The sequence below is a fragment of the Streptomyces sp. N50 genome, assembly GCF_033335955.1.
Classification (GTDB): domain Bacteria; phylum Actinomycetota; class Actinomycetes; order Streptomycetales; family Streptomycetaceae; genus Streptomyces.
On sequence record NZ_CP137550.1, the window covers coordinates 470,968 to 495,464 of the forward strand.

Below are 24,497 nucleotides of genomic sequence, written 5' to 3' on the forward strand. Positions count from 1 at the left end.
TGGGTGTGGAAGTGATGGTGGCGGTGGTTCCTCCGCGTCCCGCCCGACAAAAGCCGTACGGGAATTGTCGGGCCGCAAGCCTCGGCCCTGTCTGAGGCTTGCGTACATGAATGATCTCAAGGGGCGGTGCGAGCCGCGGTTCGGCGCGGTCGAGGCGGCGCTCGCTGCCTCGCTCGACAAGGACGATGTGGGTGCCTCGGTCGCCGTCTATCTCGACGGCGAGCCGGTGGTCGACCTGTGGGGCGGGTACGCCGACGCGGACCGCTCGGTCGGCTGGGAGCGCGACACCCTCACGTGTGTGAACTCGACGACCAAGAACATGACGGCCCTGTGCGCGCTCGTCCTGGCCGACCGGGACCTGCTCGACCTGTCCGCGCCGGTCGCCGCCTACTGGCCCGAGTTCGCGGCGGCAGGCAAGGAGGGTCTGCTCGTACGCCATGTGCTGTCCCACACCGCGGGGCTGCCGGACCTGCCCGGGCCGACGGCGGTCGAGGACCTCTACGACTGGCAGGGCGTGACGGCGGGGCTGGCCGCGCAGGCCCCCGAATGGGAACCGGGCACCGCCGCCGGGTACCACGCGCTCACCTTCGGGTTCCTGATCGGTGAGGTCGTCCGCCGCGTCACCGGCCGCAGCCTCGGCGACTTCCTCGCCGAGGAAGTCGCCGGACCGCTGGGCGCGGACTTCCACATCGGGCTCTCCCCCGCCGACGACCACCGCGTCGCACCGCTCATCCCGCCGCCGTCGCAGACCGACGAGTTCACCGCCGGCGCACCGCTCGGACCGGACGGCACACGTCGGGAGCACACCGGTGTCACGGTCCGGGTCAGGGACGCCAACTCCGTTGCCTGGCGCCGTGCACAGCTCCCCGCGGTGAATGGCTTCGGTAACGCCCGGTCCGTCGCCCTCGTCCAGTCGGTCCTGGCGAACCGGGGTTCCGCCGGTGGGGTGCGGCTGCTGTCTCCCGAGGGCTGCGAGCCCGCGTGGCAGGAGGTGTTCCGCGGCGAGGACCGGGTGCTGCGGAGCCCGATGTCCTGGACGGTGGGCTTCGGCAAGTTCGGCAATATGTTCGGCTGGGGCGGATGGGGCGGCTCGCTGGTCGCGAGCGATCCTGACGCCCGTATGACGGTTGCCTACGTGATGAACCAGATGATCGACCGGGAGCAGCAGGAGGACAGCCGCGGCATGGAGATCATCATGGCCGCATACAGCGGACTGCGGTGACAACTCCCGCCTCTGGGGGCGTACTTGGTCCAGCGGCGCGACGGCGGACGATGCACGAGCCACTGTTCCGGCCACCACCGACACCGACGCCGACGAATACTGTCCTGCACGCACCTTGACCTTATTGGTCTAGACTTTTACTTTCGAGTGGTCAATTCCCTTCAGCGCGGGCCCAGTTGAGGCCTGTGCCCTCTTCCGTGCGCGCCGAACCGCTCGAAAGGGCCCGCCACCCCCATGGCCACTCGTTCCCCCCTCCCCCTCCCCCGCCTCGCGTTACGCGGCACCCCCGTCCTCGCGATGCTCGCCCTGCTGACCGGCCTCCTCACCGGGACACCGGCCGCCGCCGCGACCGGTTCCATCACCGGCCTCGCCGGCAAGTGCCTCGACGTCGCCGGAGCCAACTCCGCCGACGGAACACCGGTCCAGCTCTACGACTGCAACGGCACCGGCGCCCAACAGTGGACGGTCGGCACCGACGGCACCGTCCGCGCGCTGGGCAAGTGCCTTGACGTCACCGGCAGTTCGACCGCCGACGGCGCCAAGGTCCAGCTGTGGACCTGCACCGGAGGCGCGAACCAGCGCTGGACCGTCACCGCCGCGAACGACATCGTCAACCCGGCCGCGAACAAGTGCCTCGACGTTTCCGACAACTCCTCCGCCAACGGGGCGCGCATCCAGCTCTGGACCTGCACCGGCGGCGCCAACCAGAAGTGGAGCGCCCCCGCGCAGCAGTCGGGAGAGCAGTGCTGGGCCACGCACTACGGCCCCCAGCCCGCCGGCGCTCTCACGGCCAGCGGCGAGGTCTTCGACAACAACGCGGACACGGCGGCCACTTCGCTCTCACGTCAGCCCCAACTGCCCTTCGGCACACGGGTCCAGGTCACCAATGTCGCCAACGGCCGCTCCCTGACCGTACGGATCAACGACCGCGGGACGTTCGCCCAGACCCCGCAGGAACCGAAGTGCCTCGATCTCACCGACGGCGCCTTCGACCGCCTCGGCGGCGTCCTCGACCCGGACGCCGGACACATCGTCGTCACCCAGACGGTTCTGGGCTGACGACCGCGGCCCGCCCGGCTCGCTACCGGACGGCCGACGCAGACCGACCGCCCTCGTCCGCTCTCGTCCGCCCCTCGACCACAGGAGCAAAGCCCCATGGCCACCCCCCACTTCATACCGAGGCTCCACAGACTCACGGCCCTGAGCAGATTCACCCTCGTCATGCTGCTCGCCGCGGCCCTGTCCGCCCTGTTCACCATCTCCCCCGCCCGCGCGGCGGACGGCCGGATCACCGGCCTGGCCGGCAAGTGCGTCGACGTCGCCGGGGCGAACACCGCCAACGGGACTGCCGTACAGCTCTACGACTGCAACGGCACCAGCGCCCAGACCTGGTCCAACCCGGGTGACGGGACGCTGCGCGCGCTCGGCAAGTGTCTCGACGTGGCCTCGGGCGGCACGGCGGACGGCACAGCGGTCCAGCTCTACGACTGCAACGGCTCCGCCGCCCAGAAGTGGGCCGTCAGCTCCGCCAACGACATCGTCAACCCGCAGGCCAACAAGTGCCTGGACGTCACCGGCAACAACTCCGCCAACAGCACCCGGCTCCAGATCTGGACCTGCAGCGGTGGCGCCAACCAGAAGTGGAGCGCGCCCGCGAGCGGCGGCGGCACCACGCCGTCCGGCTTCGTCGTCAGTGAGGCCCAGTTCAACCAGATGTTCCCGAGCCGGAACGGCTTCTACACCTACCAGGGCCTGACCGCCGCCCTGTCCGCCTACCCCGGCTTCGCCAAGACCGGCTCCGACACGGTCAAGAAGCAGGAGGCCGCGGCCTTCCTCGCCAACGTCAACCACGAGACCGGCGGCCTCGTCTACGTCGTCGAGCAGAACACCGCCAACTACCCCCACTACTGCGACGCGAGCCAGCCCTACGGCTGCCCCGCCGGACAGGCCGCCTACTACGGACGCGGACCCATCCAGCTGTCCTGGAACTTCAACTACAAGGCCGCGGGCGACGCGTTGGGCATCGACCTCCTCAACAACCCCTACCTGGTCCAGAACGACTCGGCCGTCGCCTGGAAGACCGGCCTGTGGTACTGGAACACCCAGTCAGGCCCAGGCACGATGACCCCGCACAACGCGATGGTCAACGGCGCCGGCTTCGGCCAGACCATCCGTTCCATCAACGGCTCCCTGGAGTGCGACGGTCGCAACCCCGCGCAGGTCCAGAGCCGCGTCGACGCCTACAACCGCTTCACCTCGATCCTCGGGGTCAGCCCCGGCAGCAACCTCTACTGCTGACGCTCGCCCTGCAGCCCTGACGCGAGGGCCGGTTCATCCGTGAACCGGCCCTCGCACATGACGGCACCCTTGCCACTAGAATTGGTGTCATGACTGCCATCACCCTGCGCATCCCCGACGCCATGGACAAGCAGCTCCGCGACGCCGCCGCGGACGCCGCGTCCCTGAACGACTACATCGTGCGGGCCGTACGCCGTCAGATGACCCTCGACGCCGCACGCAAACTCGCCTCCGTCGCCCCCCTCGACCTGGCGGGCGAGGGCGACACCCTGTGAGCATCCGGAAGGGCGACGTCTGGGACGTCGACACCGGCAAGGGAACCCGCACCGTTCTCGTCGTCAGCCTCGACGGACTCGCCGACGCCTACGGCGCTGTCCTGGTCCTGGTCCTGCACGCCCCGGCCCAGCACCCCGACACGGCGATGAGCGTGCGCCTGACCACCCCGGTCGATGCCTCCGCCGTCGCCGTCAACCTCCTCCAGCTCTCCACGCTCCGCTTCGAGACCGGCACTCCGCACGGCAACATCGGCCCCGACCAGCAGGAGCTCGTCGACAACGCCCTCCGCGCCGTCCTCGACCTGTAAGCCCCACTCGGCCGGGACAGCAGGTGGCGTACGGCGCGGCAGGACGCCCCTCCCTCAGGCACCGAGCCCGCCTCCGGCGGACAGGCGCTCAGCGCAGTCGACGCGCCCGCAGCACCACATCGTCGGTGTGGTGCGCACCGGCGCCGCCGTCAGGTGCCACGCGCGGCCGCTGCTCGTCCACCTCCACCGTCCAGTCGTCGTCGAGCAGCGCGGCGACCATGGAGGGCCAGACGTAGTCGGCCGGGTCGAAGGCGGCATCGTGTTCGTGCCGGGTGTCCATCCCCGCGTGGTGCACGAGCAGCAGCACGCCACCGGGTGCGACGGCCGCGAGCAGCGCCCGCTCGGCCGCGGCGTCGGGTGTCCTCAGCAGCGCCGGGTACTGCGCGGAAACCAGGTCGAAGGAGGCCGGGGGAAGCGCCGCCTCGGCCAGTCCGGCGTGTACCCAGCGGACGGTGACACCGGCGTCCTTCGCGTGGCCCGCGGCCCGCTCCAGCGCCACGCCCGAGACTTCGAGCGCGGTCACCTCCCAGCCTTCGCGCGCGAGCCAGACGGCATCCGCGCCCTCGCCACAGCCGACGTCCAGTACCCGGCCGGGTGTGAGGCCGGCGACCTCGGCCACGAGCGCGCCATTGGGCCGGCCGCTCCACAGTTGCTGTCGGTCCATGTATCGGTTGTCCCACTCCGCCCGGACCTCGGGGTCCCCGATGTATCCGTCGGCGGGCGAGGAGGTGTCGGGCGCGGACGATCCTGCGATGTTGTCAGTCACCGGCCCACGGTCGCCCACCAGGTCCTGGTCACGCCATTCTTGTTGCCGCTCCGGCAAAACGCGGGCTCCGTCGCACGCGAGCGTCGCCTCCACCGGCAGCCTCTTGATGCCGTTGACGAAAGTCACGTGGTCGTTGTGCTGCCGAGCCGCCGCGCGGCGAGTGTCCCGGCTTCGGTGATGGAGCGATGGCCGGGCCCGCACTCGCCCATCGCACTGGGCACTTTTGTCCCATCGACGGGTCAGCAGGCCGCCGGTAATCTCCCACAGGCCGCCACTCCCCACGTTCCGGGAGCGCCGCCATCTGCCGGTATCAGCACGGAGGGCAACCCATGGCCAGACTTGTCCGGTACCTGACACTTCTCGTCATGGGTGCCTCCCTCCTGTTCCCGCCCACCGCGGCGGCCTCCACGCCTCCGGCGACCGGTTCCGCGCCCGCCACCACCGCGAGCACCTGGCAACCGCCCCTGTCCACGCGTGGGCGCTACATCGTCGACGCGAACGGCAACCGCTTCCGGCTCAGATCCGCCAACTGGGACGGTGCCCAGGGCTCCTGGACGGGCAGTGGCAGCGAGGCCGACAGCGCCAACCACCACGCCGGCCAGAACTCCTACGGCATCCCCCTGGGTCTGGACCGCGTACCCCTCGCCCGACTCATGGCCGACTTCCACCAGTTGGGCATCAACAGCATCCGGCTGCCGTTCTCCAACGCGATGATCCATGACACCACCCCCGTACCGGACGCCGCCGTGGCGGCCAACCCGCAGTTGCGCGGCCGGACGCCGCTCGGGGTGTTCGACGCCGTGGTCTCCGCGCTGACCTCGGCCGACTTCGCGGTCATCCTCAACAATCACACCAATACGTCCCGTTGGTGCTGCGGGGTCGACGGCAACGAGCGGTGGAACAGCGGCCAGTCGACCACGCAGTGGGCGGACGACTGGGTGTTCATGGCGCGCCGCTACGCCTCCGACCCCCGCGTGGTGGGCGCCGACCTCTACAACGAGGTGCGCCGTGACGTCTGGGACGACCCGAACTGGGGCAGCGGCGACGCACACGACTGGTTCGCCGCCGCCCAACTCGCCGCCGACCGCATCCTCACCGAGGCCGATCCGAACCTGCTCATCGTCATCGAGGGCATCAACTGGACCGGCCTGCCCATCGACGGCTTCGCCCACGGCCGCCCCCTGCTCACCCCCGCGCGCACGCTGTCGCACACCCTGGTCGCCACCCACAAACTCGTCTACTCGGCCCACTTCTACGGCTACACCGGCCCCCACCACAGCGGCGCCACCGGCATCGGCGAGACCAGCGACCCCCGTTACCAGGACCTCAGTCGCGACGCGCTGTTCCAGGCCCTCTACGACGAGGCGTTCTTCGTCTCCCAGGACGACGGCAAGCACTACACCGCCCCCGTGTGGATCAGCGAGTTCGGCATCGGAGCGGGCGAGACCGGCGCCGCGGCCCGCGCCTGGTTCGGCAATGTCACCGACTACTTCGCCGACCACGACGCCGACTTCGCCTACTGGCCGCTGGTCGGCTGGCAGGGCCACGACGACTGGGCCCTGTTGCGCTACGACCCGGACGGCACCCGGCACGGCCTGCTGGACGACGCGGACTGGCGGGGCGCCGGATGGCAGCGGCTGATGTCGGCCGCCTCGCTCACCGGTCCGGTCGCCAGTGTCCCCGCCTGGCAGATGCTCGCCACCGACCACGGCGACTACGTCGAGTCCGTACGGGTGCGCGCGACCGGCGACTGGGACCCGGGAGCCACCAAGGCGGCCTGCCCGGACGGTCTGCGGCTGATCGGTCTCGGGCACACCTCGGGCCGGGGCCTGTGCACGGACGTCACCGCCGGGGACCTGCGTGCCGCGGACGGCGCCCAGTCGGTCGTCACCGACGAACGCAACGTCCCCCAGGGCGGCGACTGGGCCTCCGGATACACCAAACTCCAGTGCGCCCAGGGCCAGTTCCTCATCGGCTACAGCCACCGGAGCACGCGAACGTCGGCCGCCCTCTGCGTGCCCGCCGGTGTCGCACTGGCGGGCACGGGACGCACCGTGTGGTTCGACCGGTCCGACAACCGGCCCGCCGGCGGCGGTGACTTCGCCAGTGGCGACTACAAGGGCCAGTGCGCGGAAGACGAGTACGCGGCGGGCATCGCCTACACCTCCCGCGCCGGCAGCTCTCCGGGCCCCGCGGCCCTGCTCTGCCGCCAACTGACCCACTGACGGGGGTTGTTGACCTAGCCGCTGTTGCGACGTGCGAACTCGTTCGGCAGGAAGCGGGCCCCAAGGTGTGCGTGCCGGGGCCAGTCGGCCGACGAATTCCAGCGTCACCGAGGCCGAGTTCGGTGACTCGATGGTGAAGTGGCGGGCCGACCAGGAGGTCGCCGTAGCGGCGGTTCGGGTCATGAGCCAGGCGGGCGGATACAGCCGGAGCGTCTCCCGAACGACGGCCTCGGCCAGCGGTGTGCCGCCGTCGGGAGATGAGGTCGGCGGCGGGGACGCCGTGGCCGCCCATGAGGACGCTGTGCGGCGTCGACACCACGGTGTCCACGGGCAGGGCCGGTTCGCCGGCGAGGAGGAATCCGAGCAGGACGTCACGGGACCGGCCGGACGACGACGTACGCCGCTCGCGGACCAGGCCGGTCTGTGTCGCGGTCAGGCGCCGATAGGTGCGGAAGTAGCGGCGATCGCGGGGCAGGCCAGCCACGCGGGGAACTCACGGGACACCTCCGCGAAGGCCTGGGTGGCACGGACGGTCTCGTGGAGCAGCTCGGCGACACCGGCGTGGTCCGGGTCGAAGCAGTACTCGGCGAACGTCCGGGCCGTGAGCGTCCGCGTGGTGGTGAGTACGTCCACCTCGTGCCCGACGCCTTCGGTGATGACCGCGTCGAGGATCGCGACGGTCGGCTCGTCGGTCGTGGCCGCCGCCGTCCGGTTGAAGCCGGGCCACGCGGAGCGTCGTTCGGGCATCCAGGAGGTGGCACGTCGATGACGAAGAGGGTTTGACCGTCGTAGGAGAGGACGTCACCGTACTCCCGGTGGGACCGGCGCAGGAATCCGATCCGGTCGGCCTCGTGCGCGCGGGTGTTGCCGGTCTGCCAAACACGTCCCGGTCTGTTCACGGAGCGGCAACGGGGATGACGTAGCGTCAGATGTCTTACTGGACGCAGGAGTTGGTGACTCACCCACCGGACGGCGAAGGCCGCTCGGTCAGGTCGAGGTGGGGCTCGAAGGCCCGCAGCAGGAGCGAGCGCATCCGGTCCGGCCGCATCTCGGTCGAGCCGGCGAGGATCTGGATCGCCAGGCCGTCGACCATCGCGGTGAACCGGTCGGCGAGGGCTTCGACGTCCGCCTCCGGCGCCAGGCCCTCGGACCGGCACTCGTGCAGCACGTCCACGACGACCCGGTACCAGCCCGAGTAGATCCGCCGCTGCGCGGACCGCAGGCCGGGTTCGAGCATCGCCTGGTTCCAGAACTGGATCCACACCGACCATTCGTCGATGTCCCCGGCCGTGAGCGGGAGTTGGACCTCGATCAGGCGGCGCAGTTTGTCACGGGCGGACGTGGCCCGGCCGAACTCCTCGTCGAGCCGGGTACGGAACCGCTGGGCGTAGTACTCCAGCGCCGCGTGCAGCGTGGCTTCCTTGCTGGGGAAGTGGTAGTGCACCGTCGCCGTGCTGGTCCCGCAGTAGCGGGCGATGTCCGAGACCCGCACGTTGTGGTAGCCCCGGCGGGCGATGAGGACGGTCGCGGCCTCCAGAATCTGCTCCCGGCGTTCCTCTCCCGTCACCTGCTGCGCCCGGTCCCGTCCGGTCTCGGGCGGGAGCACGGGAGCCGGACCGACACCCTCGACGAGATACGCCGTGGACACCCCGCAGGCCTTCGCGATCGCGGTGATCTCCTCGTCGCGCAGCCGCCGGTTTCCGCGCAGTGCCTTGGACAGGGCGGTCGGGTCCATCCCGATCCGGTGGGCGAGCTCCCGCTGTGAGACGGCGGCCGCGCGGATCGCCGTACGGACGCGTTCCGGCAGGGTGTCGGCGGTCTCGGCAGGTCGCTCCTCGATGCTGGTCATAACCCGATCAGTATGTCAGGCACGGCCGTTCACCTCGGGTGGACGACGGCCGCCAGGGCGCTGATCACCTCGTCGGCGGCACGCTCGCCCGACGAGATCGCCCCGTCGATGTAGCCGTTCCACACCGAGGCGGTCTCGGTCCCCGCCCAGTGGACGAGCCCGGTCGGCTCGCGCCAGCCGTCCCTGCCGTGCCCGCTCCAGCCGCCCGGGGTCAGGAAGCACTCGTAGCCTCCGACGGTCCAGCCGGTCCGGGGCCAGATCCTCTCGACGTAGTCGACGGGCTGTCCGGCCCGGGGTCCGGCGACCGCGGACAGTGCGGCCAGCACTGCGTGGCGGCGCCCGGTGGCGGTGCCGGCGGACCAGCGGTCGAGCCGGTCGCCGTAGACGAACGCGACGAGTACGCCGCGCGAGGCGTCCTCCGGTGAGTTGTCGAAGACGACGCCGACCGGGCTGTCACCGTAGAGCGTCGCGATTCCGGAGCGGCCCTCCGCGCGCCAGAAGGGTTCCTCGTAGACGGCGTGCACCTTGGCGACGCGCCCCATCGGGGAGTGGCGCACCCAGCCGCGCCGCGCGACGGGCAGCGCCGGGTCGAACGCGATGCGCCCGGTCACCGCCGGGGGTACGGCGACCACGGCCCGCCGCGCGCGGACGACGGTGCGGCCGGTGCGCGCCTCCACCCCGTGCGCGGTCTGACGGAGGGACAACACCGGTTCGCCGAACCGGATCCGCCCGCCCAGCGACTTGGCGAGCGCGTGGGCCACCACGTCGGCCCCGTCGGTGAAGCGGGCGTCCTGGGCGCAGCCGCGGGTTTCCATGAGTTGCTCGTAGCCGCCGCCCGAGGCCAGGTAGAACAGCACGTGGAAGAAGGAGATCTCGCGCGGTTCGGCGCACCAGACACCCTGGATCGCGAGCGCGAGCCGCTCCAGTGCGTCCGCGTCGTCGGTCTGCGCGCGGAAGAAGTCCTCGGCCGACAGGGCGTCGAACTCCGTGAACCGCGGGGTGGACCAGGGCAGTTCGAGGTCGACGGTGCGGGCGAGATCGTCGAGCAGGGTGGTGACGCGTTCGTACTCCTCGATGCCCGGTCCGGCGTCCGGTGCGCCGCCCGCGTAGTCCACGCGCGTGCCGTCGGCACGGATCTCGGCGTGCAGGCCGGCCTCCCAGGTCGGGAACGTCCGGCAGCCGAACCGGTCCGCCAGCGCGTGGAACCGTCGCTGGCTCGGCCGATCCACTGTCCTCCGTGGTCGACGCGCACCCCGGACGGTGTCACCTGGCTGAACACCCGGCCGCCCACGCGGTCGGCGGCCTCCAGTACGACCACGTCGACGCCGGCCTCGGCCAGCCGCCACGCGGTGGTCAGTCCCGCGTATCCGGCGCCCACGACCACGACATCAGTGTCCACGGCGTCCACGGCAGAAGTGTCAAGTGTCGTCACGCCGACACCGTGCAGCAACATTGACTCATGAGTCAAGATGCTCCACAAAATTGCGATCGAAGCCTTGACAGCACCTCCGGCCGGAGCCAGGCTGACTCGCCAATCAGTCATTGCGTTTGTTTGTCGGTACCCGTAGACCAATAGATCGGGAGTGGCAATGACCTCTGATTCGCAACTCCAAGTGCGCGAGGTCCAGACGGACAAGGGCCTGCGCTCCGGCGCGCTCTCCATGGCCACCAGCCTGATCCTCGCCGTGGCGTCCGCGGCGCCCGCCTACAGCCTCACCGCCACCCTGGCCTTCGTCGTCGGCTACGTCGGCTTCCAGGCCCCGGCCGTGGTGGTACTCGCCTTCGTCCCGATCCTGTTCGTCTCCTTCGGCTACGCCGCGCTCAACCGGCGCGACCCGGACTGCGGCACGATCTTCACCTGGGCCACCCGCGCGCTGAACCCGAACCTCGGCTTCCTCGGCGGCTGGGCGATCATCGCCTCGTTCGTCCTCGTGATCGGCAGCCTCGCCCAGGTCGCGGGACAGTACGTGTTCCTGCTGTTCGGCGCGGAGGACATCGGTTCCGCACCGGCGGACTGGCGGGTCCTGCTGGCCGGCCTCGGCTGGCTCGCCCTGATGACCCTGATCTGCTATCGCGGCATCGAGATCGCGGCCGCAGTCCAACGAGCCCTGCTGTTCCTGGAGTTCAGCATGCTCGTGGCCCTCTCGGCCGTCGCACTCGTCAAGGCCTACGGCGGCTCCGCGCCGACCGGGGCCCGGCGGCCGAGCCTGTCCTGGCTCAACCCGTTCGAGGGCGCGTCCCTGAGCGCGTTCGTCAGCGCGCTGGTGCTGATGCTGTTCATCTACTGGGGCTGGGAGACGGCCCTCACCGTCAACGAGGAGACCACCGACCGGCACCGCGTCCCCGGCCGGGCCGCGACCTGGTCCACGGTGCTGCTGGTGGCGCTGTACCTCCTCGCCACGTTCGCCGCGCTCTCCTTCGCCGGCATCGGCGACACCGGCATCGGACTGAACAACCCGGACAACTCCGGGGACGTCCTGTACGGCTTCGGCACCGCGGTGTTCGGGTCGAGCGGATTCGGCTCGGTGCTGTGGCATCTGCTGATCCTCATGGTCCTCACCTCGGCCGCCGCCTCGACGGAGACGACCGTGCTGACCCTGAGCCGCACGATGCTGTCGATGGGCGATCAGGGCGCGCTGCCCCGCGCACTGGCCCGGGTGCACCCGCGCTTCCGCATCCCGCACGTGGGCACGATCGCGGTCGGCGTCGTCGGCGCGGTGGTGTACGTCGCGCTGAACTTCCTCGGCCACGGTCTCGTCCTCGGCGACGCGGTGTCCGCCTGCGGGGTGCTGATCGCGTTCTACTACGGGCTCACCGGACTCACCTCCGCCTGGGTGCACCGCGCGGGACCGCGCGCCAAGGCGTCGGATCTCTGGCTGGCCGTGGTGCTCCCCGCGATCGGCGGGGTCGTCCTGCTCGGCGCGGGCGCCTGGAGCCTGGTGCAGGCGTGGGATCCCGTCAACAGCGGTACGAGCTGGACCCTCCCGTTCTCCTCGGGCTCCCGCGTCGGCGGCACGTTCGTGATCGGCACCGGGACGGTCGTGCTGGGACTGCTCGCCCTCCTGGTCTGCCGACGCCTGTATCCCACGTTCTTCGCTCGTCGGCCGGCCGTGGCGGCCCGCACCTGAGTTCGGTACCGCTGCCCGAACCTCCGCCGTCCGCCCGGGAATTCCTCACCCGCACCCCCGTATCCGGGAGATCGTCCGTGTCCTTTCCCCAGGCCTTCGTCGACCCCTCGTCCGTCGCCGTCGTCGGCGCAACCGAGGACCGCGCCAAATGGGGCTACTGGCTCGCCACCGGCGCCCTCGCGGGTGCCGGCCGGCGCCAGGTGTGGCTGGTCAACCACCGTGCCGCACAGGTCCTCGGTCAGTCCTGCCGTCCGACGGTGGACGCCCTGCCACAGGCCCCCGACCTCGTCGCCCTGTGCGTGCCGCCGCGACACGTCCTGCCCGTCGTCCGGGACGCGCTCGCCAAGGGGTGCCGCGCCTTCCTCTCGATCACGGCTGGACTCGGCGCCGACGAGGCCGAACTCGCCGCGCTGCTGCACGAGTCGGGAGCGCGGATGATCGGGCCGAACAGTCTCGGGCTGTTCAACGCCGCCGCCGAACTCCGGCTCGCCTGGGGGCACTTCACACACGGCAGGCTGGCGATCGTCTCGCAGAGCGGTCAGCTCGGCTCCGAGATCGCCGGCCTCGGCGCACGGGCCGGGCTGGGTGTGTCGCGCTTCTACTCGGTCGGCAACCAGCTCGACGTGGGAGCCGTCGACGTACTCGAATCGCTCGTCTCCGACGACCACACCGGCACCGTGGCGCTCTATCTGGAGAGCTTCGCCGACGGAGCACGGATCGTCACCGCCCTCGAAGCCCTCCGCCGCGCCGGCAAACACGCGCTGCTGCTCACCACCGGCGCCAGCGAGGGCAGCCGGCTTCTCGCGCGGTCCCATACGGGTTCGATGACCTCGGCCCTGGACGTCGTCGACGCCGCGTGCCGCGCGGCCGGAGCCCTCCGGGTAGCGACGCCGCGCGAACTCGTCGACACCGCGCGGGTGTTGGACGCGACCGCGCCTCCGGGCGGACGCCGGGTCGCCGTCATCAGCGACAGCGGCGGGCAGGCCGGGATCGCCGCCGACCTCGCCGCCGACCGGGGTCTGCGGGCGCCGGTCTTCACCGAGCCGCTCCAGGCGCGTCTGCGCGAACTGCTCCCCGACGCCGCGGCGGTGTCCAATCCGGTGGACCTCGCGGGCGCGGGAGAGGCGGACCTCCAGGTGTACGCACGGGTCACCGAACTGGTCGCCGCCTCCGGCGAGGTCGACTCGATCGTCCTGTCGGGATATCTCGGCCGCTACGGCGAGGACTCGCCAAGCCTCGTGGACGCCGAGTCCGCGGTGATCGACCGCCTCGGCCGACGCCGAGGGACGGACGAGGCGCGCGTGCCCCTGATCGTGCACAGCATGAGCGCCGACTCGCCCGCGGTCGCCCGGTTGCGGGAGCACCGCGTCCCGGTCTTCGACACCGTCGACGCGGCGCTGTGCGCACTCGGTCACGTGACCCGGCTGGGCGCACAGGCCCACCCCGCTCCGGCGCGGGAGCACCGCGTCCCGGTCCTCGACACCGTCGACGCGGCCCTGGGAGCGCTCGGCCACGTGACCCGGCTGGGCGCACAGGCCCGCCCCGCTCCGGCGGCCGGGCGGATCGGGGCGGCCGTTCCGGCGCCCGGCTACTGGGCGGCGCGGACGTTCCTCACGGGCCTCGGCATCGTGATGCCCGAGGCGAGGCGGGTCACCGACGCGGCCGGGTTCGCGGAGGCCTGCGCGTCCCTGCGGCCGCCGCTGGTGCTCAAGGCCGGCTGGATCGAGCACAAGAGCGAACACCGGGCCGTCAGAACGGGGTTGGGTCCGGACACCGCCGCCGCGGTGTTCCGCGAGATGTACGAGCGGCTCGGGCCCGGCGAGTACGTCGTCGAGGAGCAGGACACCCGGCCGGGCGTCGTCGAGCTGCTGATCGGCGCTCGCCGGGACCGCGACTTCGGTCCGACCGTGACCGTGGGGCACGGCGGGGTGCTCGCCGAGCTCTGGCACGACGTGGCCGTGGAACTGGCCCCGGTCGACCGGCGGACGGCGGCCGGGATGCTCGACCGCCTGCGCTCGCGCCGTCTGCTGGACGGCTGGCGGGGACAGCCCGCGGTCGATCTCGACGCGCTGATCGACGCCGTGGTCACCGTGTCCGAGGCGATCGCCGCCAACCCCGGCGTGGCGGACATCGAGGTCAACCCGATCCGGGTCGGGCCCGAGGGAGCCGTAGCCGTGGACGCACTCGTCGTCCCGCGTACCGAGAACGTCGTGGCGAAAGCCGCGAGTGAAGCAACCGGGGTGTACCGCCACCGGGAAACCACCGAGGAGCAGGAGGCATCACGTGAGCACGTCCACTGAACCCTGGCCGCTGACCGATGAGCAGCGGGCGATCGTCGGCCTGTGCCGGGAGTTCGCCGCGAACGAGATCCGGCCGCGCGGACGCGAGGTCGACGAGCGTGACATCGAGTCGCCGCTGGACATCTTCCGGGCCGCGGCCAAGGTCGGCATCACCGACTTCATGCTGCCCGAGGAGTACGGCGGGGGCGGATTCACCGATGTCGTGACCCAGTGCCTGGTCCAGGAGCAGATGTGCTGGGGCGACCCGGGCATCGGCAACTTCGTCTGCTCCAACGGATTCTTCGCCGACCCGCTGCTCGCGCTCGGCACCGAGGAGCAGAAGGCCGAGTGGCTGCGTCCCTCGCCGGCCCGAACCCCCTCTACACCGCGCTCGCGACGACCGAACCGGAAGCGGGTTCCGACGCCGCGTCCATCACCACCGCCGCCGTCCGGGTCGAGGGCGGCTACGCCATCAGCGGGCAGAAGGTGTGGATCTCCAACGCGGGCCTGGCCGACCAGTACGTGGTCTTCGCCAAGACCGACCCCACCCGGGGTTCCTCCGGGGTCACTGCCTTCCTGCTGCGCAAGGGCGCGGAGGGGATGAGGTTCGGCGAGCCGATGCGGAAGATGGGCCAACGCGCCATCGTCTGCCGCGAGATCTTCTTCGACGAGGTCTTCGTGCCCGAGTCCGACCGGCTCGGGCACGAGGGGCAGGGCTTCCGCGGTCTGATGAGGACCTTCGACATATCGCGGATCGTGCTGGCCGCCGCGGCGACCGGAGCGGCCCGTGCGGCCTACGAGTACGCGCTCAACTACGCCCGCGAGCGCAAGCAGTTCGGCAAGCCGATCGTCGAGCACCAGGCGGTCGCGTTCCGACTGGCCGACATGGCGACCCGGATCGAGTCCGCGTGGCTCCTCACCCTGCACGCGGCCCGCCGGATGGACGCCGGGGCGGATGCCACGAAGCTCGCCGCCATGGCCAAGCTCCAGGCCTCGGAGACCGCGATGGCGGTGACCTGGGGCGCCGTGCAGACCCTCGGCGGATGGGGCTACTCGCGCGAGTTCCCGGTCGAACAGTGGATGCGCGACGCCAAGCTGGAGGAGATCGAGGAGGGCACCTCGGACATCATGCGGCTGATCATCTCGCGGCGCCTGTGACACCCGTGACGTCCCTGGCCCTGCCTCAGCAAGTGGAGTGACATGACCTTTCGGAACGAGTTCACGGAGATGTTCGGGGTCGAACATCCCGTCGTGTGCGGCGGAATGCTCGCGGTGGGCACCGCCGAGCTGATTTCGGCCGTCGCGAACGCCGGCGCGCTGGGGTTCCTCAGCGCGCTGACCCAGCCCACCCCGGAGGCGCTCGCACGGGAGATCGCGCGCTGCCGCGAACTGACCGACAGGCCGTTCGGCGTCAACCTCACCATCCTGCCCACCATCGAGCCGGTGCCGTACGACGACTACCGGGCCGTCATCATCGACTCGGGCGTGAAGGTCGTGGAGACCGCGGGCAGCAACCCCGCACCGCACCTGCCGGCGTTCCGGCGGGCCGGGGTGAAGGTCGTGCACAAGGCCGTCGCCGTCCGGCACGCGCTCAAGGCGGAGGCACTCGGCGTCGACGCCGTCAGCATCGACGGGTTCGAGTGTGCCGGGCACCCCGGCCAGGACGACGTCCCCGGCCTCGTCCTGATCCCGGCCGCCGCCCGCAGGCTGCGTATTCCGATCATCGCGTCCGGAGGCTTCGCCACCGGCGCCGGTCTCGTCGCGGCCCTGGCACTCGGGGCGTGCGCGATCAACATGGGAACCCGGTTCGAGGCGACCGAGGAGGCGCCGGTCCACCCGAACGTGAAGGCCCGGATCGTCGCGAACGACGAGCGCGGCACCCAGATCGTCTTCCGGGAGTTCGGCAACACCGCCCGGGTGGCGCGCAACGCGGTCTCGCAGGACATCGCCCGCATCGGCGCGCGCCCCGGGGCCGCCTTCTCCGACGTCGCCGAACTCGCCTCAGGGAAACGGGGCAGGCAGCGGGTACTGCGCGAGGGCGACGTCGAGGGCGGCATGTGGTGGGCCGGCCAGGCACAGGGACTCATCGACAGCGTGGAGAGCTGCGAGACGGTGGTCAGCACCATCGTGGCGGACGCCGAGGACATCGTCCGCGACCGCCTCCGGCGACAACTCGCGCCCACGGAAGCGAAATTGGTCTAGACGAATCTTTCCCGCATCCCTTGACGCCGCCCGACGCGGCCAGCCACCCTTCGTAGCGCACGCAGAAGTAAGGAAAGTTTCCGATTAACTTCACGACTCGCCGTTCGACGGTTCCCCCTGCCTCACCCCGCCCTGATCGCGTCGCACGGCCCCTCCCCACCCACACCTCTCCACCGTGCGACGAGCGTGCAGGGCACCGCAATCCGCGTACCGGCGCGACGCCGTGCGCGGCCTCGCCCCACGGAGGAGCATCCGCATGAGACATGCGTCGCTGCGCGCCGCCTTGACCGCCGCCCTGATGGTCGGCGGCATGGCCACGACCGCCGCCCGGCCGCCCACGCGGCCGACAACACCGGTCTGATCGCCTCCTTCGGCATCACCTCCACCTGGGGTGCCGGCTTCGAGGGCGGCTACACGGTCACCAACAGGTCGACCCACACGGTCAGTTCATGGACCATCACCTTCACCCTGCCCGCCACCGAGGCCGTCACCAGTTCGTGGAACGGCACGCTCACCCACAGCGGGGCGCAGTACACGATCACCTCCCCACCTGGGAGGCTCCGCTCGCCCCCGGCGACTCCGCGCCCGTCGTCGGCATGGACTTCAGCTACAGCGGCTCGGTCGTCCCGCCGAACGCCTGTCTGATCAACAACGGCCCCTGCGCCGGCGTCCCCGCCGACACCGTCGCACCCTCGACGCCCTCCGGCCTCGCCGTCCGGGCCACCGGCCCGGCAGCGTCACGCTGGGCTGGAACGCCTCGACCGACAACGTCGGCGTGGTCGGCTACCGGGTCTACGAGGGCAGCAGCGTCATCGCCACCACCTCCGGCACCGGCACCACCTTCACGGTGAGCGGCCTGCTCGCCGGCAGCAGTCACAGCTTCACGGTGACCGCGCTCGACGACTCCAACAACGAGTCGGCGCACTCCGCGACGCTCACCGCGACCGCGGGCAGCGGCACGACTCCCGGCGTGGCGGCCCCCTTCATCGACCTCGGCGCCTACCCGACGCCGAACCTCACGCAGATCGCCACGAACACCGGGCTGCGGCAGTTCTCGCTCGGCTTCATCACCGCCGGGTCGACCGGCTGCAACGCCAGCTGGTTCAACTCCTTCGACCCGGGCGCGGCCTGGGACCGGGCGGACTTCGACGCGCTGCGCGCGATGGGCGGTGACGTACGTCCGTCCTTCGGCGGCGAGGCGGGCACCGAACTGGCCCTCGCCTGCACCAGCACGACCGCCCTCCAGGCGCAGTACCAGAAGGTCGTGGACGCCTACGCCCTGGACCGCGTGGACTTCGACATCGAGGGCGCCGCGACCGTCGACCACGCCTCGATCGACCGGCGCTCGACAGCCGTCGCCGCCGTCCAGGCCGCGCAACGCGCCAAGGGCCGCGACCTCAAGGTCACGCTCACCCTCCCGGTCCTGCCCAGCGGCCTGACCGCGGACGGCCTCTACATCCTCGACTCCGCCAAGTCGCACAACCTGAACGTCGACACCGTCAACCTGATGGCCATGGACTACGGCGACAGCGCCGCGCCCAACCCGTCCGGGAAGATGGGCAGTTACGCCATCCAGGCCGCGACCTCGACCCGCGCCCAGATCGCCTCGGTGTGGCCGAACCTCACCACCGCCCAGACCTGGGCCATGGTCGGACTCACCCGATGCTCGGTCAGAACGACACCGCCAGCGAGGTGTTCACCGTCGCCGACGCGCAGCAGGTGCTCACCTTCGCCCGCCAGAACCACCTGGGCGAGCTGGGCTTCTGGGACGTCACCCGCGACGGGAACGCCTGCACCGGTGCCCTGAGCGAGTGCACGAACATCCCGCAGACCCCGTACCAGTTCTCCAAACTGTTCGCGGCCTACGCGGGCTGAGCCCACGAGGTCACCGGCGTTCCCATCGGTGAAGGCGCCGGGGTCTCACCGTCCCGTCCGGCCCTCCCCGCTCACCGCACCGGTCAACGCGGTCCGCGCCAGGTCTCGTAGCCAGATGTGGGCGGGGTCGGTGTCGTAGCGCTGATGCCACGACAGGTAGACCGTGGCCGGTGGAAGGTCGAGCGGGAGCGGGAGTTGGACCATTCCGAGGTCCGCGGCGGCCGAACGTGCCGTGGGCTCGGGGGCGGTGACGACGAGATCGGAGCGCCGCGCGAACTCGAACGCGGCGCTTTCCGTGGGTGCGGTGACCACCACACGTCGCGTGAGATCGAGGCGTGCGAGAGCGTCGTCGAGGCGGTTCGCGAGCCTGCCGCGCCGCGAGACGCTGACGTGGTCCGCCGCGGCGTACCGCGCGGCGGTGACGGTCTTGACGCGGGTGAGCGGGTGCCCTCGCCGTACGACGACGACCTGCTGGGTCTCGGCCACCCGGTCGGCGTGGATCTCGGGTGCGGTCGGGCGGTCGGCGTTCGCGGCGAGGTCGACCTCGCCGCGGCGCAACTCTGGTGTGTCGATGCTCGATTCCGCGATGAAGCGCAGCCGCACGCCGGGGGCCTGCTCGCGCACGGCGGTCAGCAGCGCGGGTCCGCTGAGGGCGACCAGCGCGTCGTGCCAGCGGAGCGTGAAGGTGCGCTCCAGCGTCGCCAGGTCGAGTTCACGGCTCGGCGCCAGCACACCCCGGACCTGCTGGAGCAGGTCGTGCACCTGTTCCCGCACGGCGATCGCGTACGGCGTCGGGGTCATCGTGCGTCCGGTGCGCACCAGGATCTGATCCCCCGTCGTACGCCGGATCCGGCCGAGGCTGCGGCTCATCGCGGGGGCGGTGACATGCAGGCGGTCGGCTGCGCCGGCCACGCTGCCCTCCTCAAGGAGAGCGTCGAGCGCGGCGAGCAGATTCAGATCCAGTTGCATGGGAGTCATCCTAGCCGTGCTTCACATGCACTTGCTGTTAATGATGGCCTCTCCTACCTTCGAACTGCGGGCACGAACAAACGAAGTTCTCGCCCGGTCGACCTCAATTCCCGCAGTTCAGACAGGAGTACCGCCATGCCCGAAGCCATACAGGACCCCGCCGTCACCTCCGACGCCGACCTGCTCGCGCAGACCGAGACCGCCGTACGTACGGCGGGTGCGGCTCTGCGGGACCGCTTCGGGGACGTCGTCCCGTACCGGACCTTCGACGAACTGATGCACGCGCTCGCCGGCAACGACGACGCGGTTCTCGACATCCTGCGCCCCCGCCTCACGGCCCTGCGCCCGGACGCCCGCTGGGTGGAGGAGGAGTTGGACGGGGGCTCTCTCCCGGCCGGCGAATGGTGGGTGGTGGACCCGGCCGAGGGCAACGTCAACCATCTGCACGGCCTGCCGGAGTGGGCGGTGACCGCGACCCTCGTGCGAGACAACCGGCCGGTGCTCACCGTGGTCCATCTGCCGCTGACCGGCGAGACGTACACCGCGCTCGTGGGCGCCGGCGCCCACCTCGACGGCCGGCCGCTGCGCGTGTCCCGGACCCCGGAACTCGGTCTGAGCATCGTCGCCACGAGCCAGGCGAGGCCGGACGAGGACGAGAAGGTCGTGCGGCGCGTCGGCGCGTCGATCACCGAGATGCTCGTCGGCGCGCTCGTGGTGCGGACGTCCGTGCCCGCCACCCTGCACCTGGTGAACGTCGCCGCCGGCCGGATCGAGGCCTTCTGGCAGTTCGCCGGAGCCCGCGCGGACCTGCTTCCCGGGGCCCTGCTCGTCACCGAGGCCGGCGGACGGATCACTGACGTCGAGGGTCACCCCTGGACTCCGGAGAGCGCGAGTTTCCTGGCCGCCGCACCCGGCGTGCACGCCGACGCGGTCGCCACGCTCTCCCCCGTTGCGCACTGAACCCCATTGCGCACTGAACGCTTTCGAGAGACACAACGACCAGGAGGACCAGTCCAGCATGAGTGACATCACCGTTCTTGGCGGCGGCCGCGTCGGCGGCGGCCTGGCCACCGCGCTCACCCGGGCCGGGCACGAGGTGACCGTGGCGACCCGCTCGCCGGGCGCCACCGCGGACGCCGTACGGACAGCGCGTATCGTCATCAACGCCACACCCGGCGCGGGCTCACTGGAGAGGCTCGCCGCACTGCGCACGGAGCTCCGGGGCAAGATCCTCGTGGACGTCTCCAACGCCACCGTCGACGGACCGGACGGCCTGCCCGCCGACCTGCTCTACCCCGGCTCAAGCCTCGCGGAGCGACTCCAGGAGGCGCTGCCCGAAACGCTCGTCGTCAAGACGCTCAACACGATGCTTCATTCGGTGATGACCGCGCCCGCCACGCTCGCTCAGCCGCCCACCGCGTTTCTCTCCGGCACGGACCCGGAGGCCAAGCAGATCGTGCGCGGACTTCTCCTGGACCTCGGCTGGCGGCAGGAGTGGATCACCGACCTCGGCGGGATCGAGACCGCCCGCGCTGTCGAGGCCGCGATCCTCTTCGTACCGCACGTGATCCGGGCCGGCGGATTCGCGCCCTTCGCGATCTCGATCGCCCGCTGATCCACGCGCGGTGCCGCCGAAGACGAGCGAGGCGCATACGCGGCACGTGCCAACGTGCCCTGAATGAACGGCCGTTGGGGTCTTCCACCCGGAACGGGACGGAGCCGGTGACAACCAGTGGTGCCGGGCACGATGGTGTTCTCATGGTGCTGCGCTATCGGACCAACGGTCCGGAGTTCGACTTCCCGCCCTTCACCGGTCTGCCGCCGGTGCGCTACGTGCTCGCGTCGACACCCCGGTGCGGCAGCAACATGCTCGCCCGCGCCCTGTGGCACACCGGGCTGGCCGGTTTCGCCGAGGACTACTTCGCCGACGCCTTCGTGCTGGACTACTTCGAGCGGTGGGGATTCGACTCCGGCGATCCGCGGGAGTTGGCGGCGGGCTACGTGCGGCGGCTGATGACATGCCGGACCAGTCCCAACGGCGTGTTCGGGCTGCGGATCCACGCGGGGCACCTCGCCGGCCTGGAGGTCGACCCGTACGACATTCTCCGGGCACCCCGGTACATCTGGATCCAGCGCAGGGACCGGTTGCGGCAGGCCGTGTCCTACACCATGGCCGAGCAGACCGGTGTGTGGATCCTGGACGGGACCTTTCTGCCGGAGGGCGACGCCCGTGCCGCGCCGCGATACCGGTACGAGGAAGTGCTCCGGCATCTGCGGATGCTCGACCGCGATGCCTCGGTCTGGGAGGACTACTTCGAGCGCCACGAGGTCGTCCCGCACACCGTCGTCTACGAGGACATGGTCGCGAACTACGAGGCAGGCCTGCTGAGTTGCCTGGACTTCCTCGGTGTCGGAGCGCCCGCGTCGGTGCCGGCTCCGGGGATCAGGCGTCAGGCCGACGAGTTGACGGAGGAATGGGTCGAGAGGTTCCTACGGGATCGTCGTGCTGAGCGGCCAGCGTCGTAGGCGGTACGGCGTCCACCACAGGTGGCGCCCGGCGCGATGGACCAGGTTTTCGCGCAGGTGACGCTCAAGGACCCGCTCCGTCGACGCCGACGCGACCACCGGGACGCCGTCCAACAGCCCCTGGAACGCGGTGCTCCGGGGCGCCTGGACGACCAGCCGTCGCAAGGAGCCCCAGCGATGGTCGCGGATCTCCAGGAAACCGGGGCCACGGCGGTAGCCGCACTTCGCGATGTGGAAGGAGCCGCGCCACGCGGCGACCACGTGTTCCCCGTTCTCCGCTCCCGTGGAGCCGCGGTGGATGCCTGTCGGGGGTACAGATGGCTCAGCGTCCGCCACTGGGCCGGGTCGGCCATGCGCAGGGTCCAGTCCACCGCGATGCCGTGGCTGGTGAGTTCCCGGACGAGGAGGAGGACCGCGACCGCGGACGCGCCGTCCGGATCGGTGAGGTCCACGGGCTCGTGCATCTGGACGAACTGGACGCCGGTGGCGGCGAGTTGCGCGACGGCGGCCACCGGGTCGTCCGGCGGTCCGTCGAGGGTGCCGCAGCACATGCCCGGCAGGCGCATGGCCGCCGGATCGCGGTCCTTCCACAGCGTCAGCTCCGGCCTCATCGGGTGTCTCCCGCGGTCGGGACCGCCAGAGCGGGGACGAGCGAGGCGCCGGTCCCGTGCAGGCCCGTGCCGTCGAGCCGTAGCAGGTCCTGGTTGGCGACCGCGGGCGCGACCTGCACGTACTGGCCGCCCTCGGCGAAGACCAGGCCGAGGGTGCGCCAGCGTGCCAGCAGCTCGGCGATGCGCTCCTCCGTCACCTCTCCGGCCGGCTCCCCGCGTCCGCGCACCGGGCAGCGGTCTTGCGCAGCAGCGCCGCCGGGCTGTGCGGTGTGTCGAGCAGCCGGAACACCGTGACCTCGACCGGGTCGGTGAGGTCGAGAAGCCGCCAGGAGAAGCCCGGCCGGGTGTCGACCAGGACGATGTGTCCGCCGAGGTCGCAGTGGGTCAGGCGGCTGCGGGGATAGGCCAGTGTCCAGTCGGCGACGGCCGTGCGCAGCCGGTCCAGGCAGGCGCCGGCGATGCCCTGGTTCGGTGAGTCGAAGATGTAGACCAGGTCGGCGAGTTCATGTTCCGGCAGGTCGTAGATGTGGTGGTAGTGCGAGGCGGGGCTCAGTTCGCCGAAGCCCAGTTCCGGCCGGTCGAAGTAGGGGCTGAAGCGCTCGACCTTCAGGCGGGTCGAGTTGGCGGGCGGTGCGAGGTGGTGCAGCGCGGGGAGCTGGTCGACGATCTCGTCGTAGTCCCGTTCGGTCTCGCCGGGGAAGCCGTAGAGGTAGTTCCAGCTGAGGTTGATCCCGGTGGTCTCCGCGTCCCGCAGCAGCCGTACGTTCTGACAACCGGTCACTCCCTTGTCCATGAGCTTCAGTACCCGGGTGCTGAGGCTCTCCACGCCTGGCTGGACATAGCTGACTCCCGCCGCGAAGAGCGTCGCCAGCTGGTCGCGGCGCAGGTTCGACTTGATCTCGTAGCACAGCCGCAGGTCGTAGTCGGCCTCCTGGAGGAGCGGGGCCATGGAGGTGAGGTAGGCCATGTCGAGGATGTTGTCGGTGACCCACACGTCGAGCACGCGGTGGCGCTCGACCAGGCCGAGGATCTCGTCCACGAACCGCCGCGGGTCCTTGCTGCGGAACTCCATGAACGAGCCGTTGAGGCCGCAGAACGTGCAGTGGTGTTTCTCGCCCCACCAGCAGCCGCGTGAGGCCTCCACCACCAGCCGGGGCTCCACCCAGCCGCCCGCGGTGGACCGCGCGTGCCGCTCGAAGTAGTCGCCGTAGTCCGGGGTGACCAGTGCTCCCGGGGGCAGCGGGGCGGCGTCCATGGGACGGGCCACGGAACGGCCGTGCCCGTCGCGGCGGCACAGGCCGGGGATGGTGGCCAGGTCGTCGGCGTCGCCGTCGCGGAGCGCGGCGAGCAGGCGCGGGAACGCGATCTCGCCCTCACCGCGCACCACGTAGTCGACCTGGGGGAAGTTGCGGTGCAGCGCGGCTCCCTGCGGGCCGTCGCAGTTCGCGCCGCCGAAGACGGTGGCGGTGTCCGGGGTCAGTTCCTTGACCTTGCGGGCCGCAGCGAGGGCCGCCGCGTTCTGCGCGAACGTGGTGGTGAAGCCGACCACGTCCGGTGCCGTGGCGGCGATCTTCGCGACCGTCTCGTGGACGAACAGCGGCGCGAGTTCGTGCAGTTCCAGCGCTTTGGCCAGCATGTGCTCCGGCATCTTCCCGCCGAAGTGCTCGGTGAACTCCGCCACCCGCCAACGGGGTTGACCGTTGAGCGCGGCCGAGAAGATCCACTCGCTGTGTCCGGAGAAGTACGAGGTCGAGCAGAACTCGTACTCCTCGAAGCCGTACTCCGTGCGTGCGGCCACCCAGTCGGCGAAGGCGAGGTTGGCGTGCACCACCTCGACGTCGGCCGCGCCGTCGGGGAAGACGTCGAGGATCCGGCGTTTGAGAATGCCGAGTGCGAGGGACGGCGCGTCGAGCGACGACCACGGCATGTCCACCAACACGATGTGCACGGCGGTTCCTCTCCCC

Annotated in this window: 20 protein-coding genes and 3 pseudogenes; 15 read left to right on the forward strand and 8 right to left on the reverse strand. The window is 70.9% G+C overall.

All coding sequences use genetic code 11. The features are described from left to right. Window positions 1-106: 106 nt before the first annotated feature. The 5 genes from R2B38_RS46645 (at window position 107) to R2B38_RS46670 (ending at window position 4,103) form a co-directional block, all read left to right on the forward strand. Window positions 107-1,222 (forward strand): serine hydrolase domain-containing protein, encoded by a 1,116-nt coding sequence (locus R2B38_RS46645; protein ID WP_318022273.1) that lies wholly within the window; start codon window positions 107-109, stop codon window positions 1,220-1,222. A 297-nt stretch (window positions 1,223-1,519) separates the two neighbouring features. Next, window positions 1,520-2,281: a lectin gene (locus R2B38_RS51455; RefSeq protein WP_411978655.1), complete on the forward strand. Its 762-nt coding sequence runs from the start codon at window positions 1,520-1,522 to the stop codon at window positions 2,279-2,281. 162 nt (window positions 2,282-2,443) lie between these two features. After that, window positions 2,444-3,520, forward strand: coding sequence for a glycoside hydrolase family 19 protein (locus R2B38_RS46660; protein WP_318023073.1), 1,077 nt, complete (start codon window positions 2,444-2,446; stop codon window positions 3,518-3,520). A gap of 89 nt (window positions 3,521-3,609) precedes the next feature. Further along, entirely contained in the window at window positions 3,610-3,795 is a 186-nt protein-coding gene (locus tag R2B38_RS46665) for a hypothetical protein (protein ID WP_266779063.1), read from the forward strand. Further along, window positions 3,792-4,103, forward strand: a complete 312-nt coding sequence (locus tag R2B38_RS46670) for a type II toxin-antitoxin system PemK/MazF family toxin (RefSeq protein WP_318022274.1) — start codon at window positions 3,792-3,794, stop codon at window positions 4,101-4,103. The genes R2B38_RS46665 and R2B38_RS46670 overlap by 4 nt, the downstream gene beginning before the upstream one ends. An 88-nt stretch (window positions 4,104-4,191) precedes the next feature. Here the strand turns inward: R2B38_RS46670 and R2B38_RS46675 are convergent, their stop codons facing one another. Further along, window positions 4,192-4,869 carry a class I SAM-dependent methyltransferase gene (locus tag R2B38_RS46675; RefSeq protein ID WP_318022275.1) on the reverse strand — a complete coding sequence of 226 codons (678 nt, stop codon included), beginning with the start codon at window positions 4,867-4,869 and terminating at the stop codon, window positions 4,192-4,194. Window positions 4,870-5,198: 329 nt separating this feature from the next. Here R2B38_RS46675 and R2B38_RS46680 point away from each other — a divergent pair, with 329 nt between their 5' ends. Beyond that, window positions 5,199-7,094: a glycoside hydrolase family 5 protein gene (locus R2B38_RS46680; protein ID WP_318022276.1), complete on the forward strand. Its 1,896-nt coding sequence runs from the start codon at window positions 5,199-5,201 to the stop codon at window positions 7,092-7,094. 432 nt (window positions 7,095-7,526) lie between these two features. Here R2B38_RS46680 and R2B38_RS46685 read toward each other — a convergent pair whose 3' ends face one another. The 3 genes and pseudogenes from R2B38_RS46685 to R2B38_RS46695 form a co-directional block, all read right to left on the reverse strand. After that, window positions 7,527-7,841, reverse strand: a complete 315-nt coding sequence (locus R2B38_RS46685) for a hypothetical protein (protein ID WP_318022277.1) — start codon at window positions 7,839-7,841, stop codon at window positions 7,527-7,529. A 211-nt stretch (window positions 7,842-8,052) separates the two neighbouring features. Next, a complete protein-coding gene (locus R2B38_RS46690) occupies window positions 8,053-8,943 on the reverse strand; it encodes a TetR/AcrR family transcriptional regulator (protein WP_318022278.1) in 891 nt (296 codons plus the stop codon). A gap of 29 nt (window positions 8,944-8,972) precedes the next feature. Next, window positions 8,973-10,606: pseudogene (locus R2B38_RS46695) on the reverse strand (flavin monoamine oxidase family protein). Here R2B38_RS46695 and R2B38_RS46705 point away from each other — a divergent pair. The 6 genes and pseudogenes from R2B38_RS46705 to R2B38_RS46730 all read left to right on the forward strand — a co-directional run bounded on the left by R2B38_RS46705 (window position 10,533) and on the right by R2B38_RS46730 (window position 18,359). Next, window positions 10,533-12,071 carry an APC family permease gene (locus R2B38_RS46705; RefSeq protein WP_318022280.1) on the forward strand — a complete coding sequence of 513 codons (1,539 nt, stop codon included), beginning with the start codon at window positions 10,533-10,535 and terminating at the stop codon, window positions 12,069-12,071. The pseudogene R2B38_RS46695 and the gene R2B38_RS46705 overlap by 74 nt on opposite strands. Window positions 12,072-12,148: 77 nt before the next feature. Next, complete coding sequence (locus tag R2B38_RS46710) at window positions 12,149-14,371, forward strand: acetate--CoA ligase family protein (RefSeq protein WP_318022281.1); 2,223 nt, start codon at window positions 12,149-12,151, stop codon at window positions 14,369-14,371. Further along, window positions 14,355-15,508 (forward strand): annotated as a pseudogene (locus R2B38_RS46715) (acyl-CoA dehydrogenase family protein). Before R2B38_RS46710 ends, R2B38_RS46715 begins: the two are co-directional and overlap by 17 nt. Window positions 15,509-15,550: 42 nt before the next feature. Beyond that, complete coding sequence (locus tag R2B38_RS46720) at window positions 15,551-16,552, forward strand: nitronate monooxygenase family protein (RefSeq protein ID WP_318022282.1); 1,002 nt, start codon at window positions 15,551-15,553, stop codon at window positions 16,550-16,552. A gap of 375 nt (window positions 16,553-16,927) precedes the next feature. Further along, the gene (locus R2B38_RS46725) at window positions 16,928-17,197 is read left to right on the forward strand and encodes a cellulose binding domain-containing protein (protein ID WP_318023074.1); all 270 of its coding nucleotides are present in this window, start codon (window positions 16,928-16,930) and stop codon (window positions 17,195-17,197) included. Window positions 17,198-17,327: 130 nt separating this feature from the next. Then, complete coding sequence (locus R2B38_RS46730) at window positions 17,328-18,359, forward strand: glycosyl hydrolase family 18 protein (protein ID WP_318022283.1); 1,032 nt, start codon at window positions 17,328-17,330, stop codon at window positions 18,357-18,359. A gap of 113 nt (window positions 18,360-18,472) precedes the next feature. On the opposite strand, the gene R2B38_RS46735 is transcribed toward R2B38_RS46730, so the two are convergent. Next, window positions 18,473-19,396 carry a LysR family transcriptional regulator gene (locus tag R2B38_RS46735; protein ID WP_318022284.1) on the reverse strand — a complete coding sequence of 308 codons (924 nt, stop codon included), beginning with the start codon at window positions 19,394-19,396 and terminating at the stop codon, window positions 18,473-18,475. A gap of 135 nt (window positions 19,397-19,531) precedes the next feature. Here R2B38_RS46735 and R2B38_RS46740 point away from each other — a divergent pair, with 135 nt between their 5' ends. From R2B38_RS46740 to R2B38_RS46750, 3 genes are all read left to right on the forward strand, one after another. Further along, window positions 19,532-20,356, forward strand: coding sequence for a 3'(2'),5'-bisphosphate nucleotidase CysQ (locus tag R2B38_RS46740; protein ID WP_318022285.1), 825 nt, complete (start codon window positions 19,532-19,534; stop codon window positions 20,354-20,356). A gap of 58 nt (window positions 20,357-20,414) precedes the next feature. Then, window positions 20,415-21,011: an NADPH-dependent F420 reductase gene (locus R2B38_RS46745; protein WP_318022286.1), complete on the forward strand. Its 597-nt coding sequence runs from the start codon at window positions 20,415-20,417 to the stop codon at window positions 21,009-21,011. 143 nt (window positions 21,012-21,154) lie between these two features. Continuing rightward, window positions 21,155-21,922: a Stf0 family sulfotransferase gene (locus R2B38_RS46750; protein ID WP_318022287.1), complete on the forward strand. Its 768-nt coding sequence runs from the start codon at window positions 21,155-21,157 to the stop codon at window positions 21,920-21,922. On the opposite strand, the pseudogene R2B38_RS51460 reads toward R2B38_RS46750, so the two are convergent. The 3 genes and pseudogenes from R2B38_RS51460 to R2B38_RS46765 all read right to left on the reverse strand — a co-directional run bounded on the left by R2B38_RS51460 (window position 21,887) and on the right by R2B38_RS46765 (window position 24,481). Continuing rightward, a pseudogene (locus R2B38_RS51460) lies at window positions 21,887-22,533 on the reverse strand (DUF5825 family protein). The gene R2B38_RS46750 and the pseudogene R2B38_RS51460 overlap by 36 nt on opposite strands. Continuing rightward, entirely contained in the window at window positions 22,530-22,730 is a 201-nt protein-coding gene (locus R2B38_RS46760; protein WP_318022289.1) for a hypothetical protein, read from the reverse strand. Before R2B38_RS46760 ends, R2B38_RS51460 begins: the two are co-directional and overlap by 4 nt. Beyond that, window positions 22,727-24,481 carry a RiPP maturation radical SAM C-methyltransferase gene (locus R2B38_RS46765; RefSeq protein WP_318022290.1) on the reverse strand — a complete coding sequence of 585 codons (1,755 nt, stop codon included), beginning with the start codon at window positions 24,479-24,481 and terminating at the stop codon, window positions 22,727-22,729. Before R2B38_RS46765 ends, R2B38_RS46760 begins: the two co-directional genes overlap by 4 nt. Window positions 24,482-24,497: the final 16 nt, after the last annotated feature.

Coding starts and splice junctions, on each gene's coding strand:
- R2B38_RS46745 (WP_318022286.1), top strand. CDS start 20,415: ATGAGTGACATCACCGTTCTTGGCGGCGGCCGCGTCGGCGGCGGCCTG.
- R2B38_RS46685 (WP_318022277.1), bottom strand. CDS start 7,841: ATGCCCGAACGACGCTCCGCGTGGCCCGGCTTCAACCGGACGGCGGCG.
- R2B38_RS46690 (WP_318022278.1), bottom strand. CDS start 8,943: ATGACCAGCATCGAGGAGCGACCTGCCGAGACCGCCGACACCCTGCCG.
- R2B38_RS46740 (WP_318022285.1), top strand. CDS start 19,532: ATGCCCGAAGCCATACAGGACCCCGCCGTCACCTCCGACGCCGACCTG.
- R2B38_RS46705 (WP_318022280.1), top strand. CDS start 10,533: ATGACCTCTGATTCGCAACTCCAAGTGCGCGAGGTCCAGACGGACAAG.
- R2B38_RS46720 (WP_318022282.1), top strand. CDS start 15,551: ATGACCTTTCGGAACGAGTTCACGGAGATGTTCGGGGTCGAACATCCC.
- R2B38_RS46665 (WP_266779063.1), top strand. CDS start 3,610: ATGACTGCCATCACCCTGCGCATCCCCGACGCCATGGACAAGCAGCTC.
- R2B38_RS46735 (WP_318022284.1), bottom strand. CDS start 19,396: ATGCAACTGGATCTGAATCTGCTCGCCGCGCTCGACGCTCTCCTTGAG.
- R2B38_RS46660 (WP_318023073.1), top strand. CDS start 2,444: ATGCTGCTCGCCGCGGCCCTGTCCGCCCTGTTCACCATCTCCCCCGCC.
- R2B38_RS46645 (WP_318022273.1), top strand. CDS start 107: ATGAATGATCTCAAGGGGCGGTGCGAGCCGCGGTTCGGCGCGGTCGAG.
- R2B38_RS46750 (WP_318022287.1), top strand. CDS start 21,155: ATGGTGCTGCGCTATCGGACCAACGGTCCGGAGTTCGACTTCCCGCCC.
- R2B38_RS46680 (WP_318022276.1), top strand. CDS start 5,199: ATGGCCAGACTTGTCCGGTACCTGACACTTCTCGTCATGGGTGCCTCC.
- R2B38_RS51455 (WP_411978655.1), top strand. CDS start 1,520: ATGCTCGCCCTGCTGACCGGCCTCCTCACCGGGACACCGGCCGCCGCC.